The following is a 1626-nucleotide window of genomic DNA, read 5'->3' on the forward strand; positions in this document are numbered from 1 at the left end:
AGCGGGGGCTGGGCCGTGCCGGCTGCTACGTGGTCGTCGGGGCGGGCTGCGGCCGCCCGTGGCCGTAGAGCCAGTCCAGGTGCGTGAGGTCCGCCGCGGCGGCCAGCTCCCGGTCGCGCGCGGCCTGCCGCTTGCCGTCGGCAAGGTGGAAGGTCTCGGCCAGGGCGCGGGAACCGGCGTGCACCCGGGCGGTGCGCGGCAGCCGCGCCTCCTCGTAGCGGCGCAGTGCCTCGGCCGGTTTGCCGGGGTCGGCGAGCTCCAGCAGCCGGGCGGTCAGCTCGGCCGCGTCCTCCAGCGCCTGGTTGGCGCCCTGCGAGAGGTACGGCAGCATCGGGTGGGCGGCGTCACCGACGAGGACGACGCGGTCGGTCGCGTACCGCTCGGCCAGATCGCGGTCGAACACACCCCAACGGGTCACGTGCGGCGCCGCGTTGAGCACGTCCAGCACCTCCGGATGCCAGCCGGTGAAGTCGGCCGCCAGGCGGGCGGCCTCGGCCGGCGAGGAGGTCGTGCGGGACGTCTCGTCGGTGCTGACGCCGACCGCGCTGAAGTGCACCCGCCGACCGCCCTCGATCGGGTAGTAGGTGACGTGCCGGTCGGGCCCGAGCCAGAACACGACACGCGGATCGTCGCGGAAAGAAGGCACGACGTCGGCGGGAATGACCGCGCGGTGCACGGAGTAGCCGGAGAAGAGCCGCCGGTCGGCCACGACGGCCGGTCGCACGGCCGAGTGCACCCCGTCCGCGCCGATCACCAGGTCGGCCGTCACCGACTCGCCGTCCTCGAAGCGGACTTCGACGCCGTCGTCCCGCTCGGCGACGCCGACGCAGGCACGGCCGAGCTCGACGCTGCCCGGCGGGAGCGCGGCGACGAGGTGCCGCTGGAGGTCGGCGCGGTGGATCAGCAGGTACGGCGCGCCGAACCGCTCCTCGCAGTGCGTGCCGTGCGGCACGCGGGCCAGCGTCCGCCCGTCGTCCCACCGCCTGGTCTCGATCGACCGGGCGCGGACCGCGTCGGTGTCCAACGCGTCGGCGAGGCCCAGCCGGTGCAGGACGCGGACGCCGTTGGGGGAGAGCTGGATGCCCGCGCCGACCGCGCCGAAGGCGTGCGTCCGCTCGAACAGCCGGCACTCGACGCCCGCGCGGCGCAGCACGGTGGTGATGACAAGCCCGGAGATCCCTCCCCCGACCACCGCGACACGGAAGTGGCGTCCACTCGGAACGGCAGGCATGCGGCGGCCCTCTCGACGGCGGTGTGCGGCGGGTGGTGGGGCGGCGACCCCGGGCGTGGTCCGGGGCCGCCGCGGCAAGCCTCACCGACGCGGTTCGAGAAACCGCCGAAGATTCAGTCGAGAACCGGCCGAGACCCGTCCGGCGACAGCAGCCGCACCAACTCGCGGGGCTCGTCCGCCCACAGGTGCACGGCACTCACCACCCGCTCGCCCTCCCTCGGGAGGAGAACCCGCACGGGCCGCGCGAACCGGACGGTGACGTTGCTGCTGCCGTAGACCTCCACGTGCAGCGCGTCGCCGTGGACCGTCGTCGGACAGACGACCAGCGAGGCGAAGAAGGCGACGAACCACCACAGGCCGACCCGGCGCCGCGACGGGCGCGGGAGGGGTGAGGG

General features: G+C 74.9%; 1 protein-coding gene and 1 pseudogene. Both read right to left on the reverse strand.

What is annotated here, in order from left to right:
• Positions 1-25 precede the first annotated feature (25 nt).
• Positions 26-1231 (reverse strand): FAD-dependent monooxygenase, encoded by a 1206-nt coding sequence (locus FNX44_RS26730; protein ID WP_143651544.1) that lies wholly within the window; start codon positions 1229-1231, stop codon positions 26-28.
• 113 nt (positions 1232-1344) lie between these two features.
• A pseudogene (locus FNX44_RS28370) lies at positions 1345-1626 on the reverse strand (hypothetical protein); the annotation flags it as partial.

This window comes from Streptomyces alkaliterrae (assembly GCF_007097205.2).
Lineage (GTDB): Bacteria > Actinomycetota > Actinomycetes > Streptomycetales > Streptomycetaceae > Streptomyces > Streptomyces alkaliterrae.

Coding starts and splice junctions, on each gene's coding strand:
- FNX44_RS26730 (WP_143651544.1), bottom strand. CDS start 1,231: ATGCCTGCCGTTCCGAGTGGACGCCACTTCCGTGTCGCGGTGGTCGGG.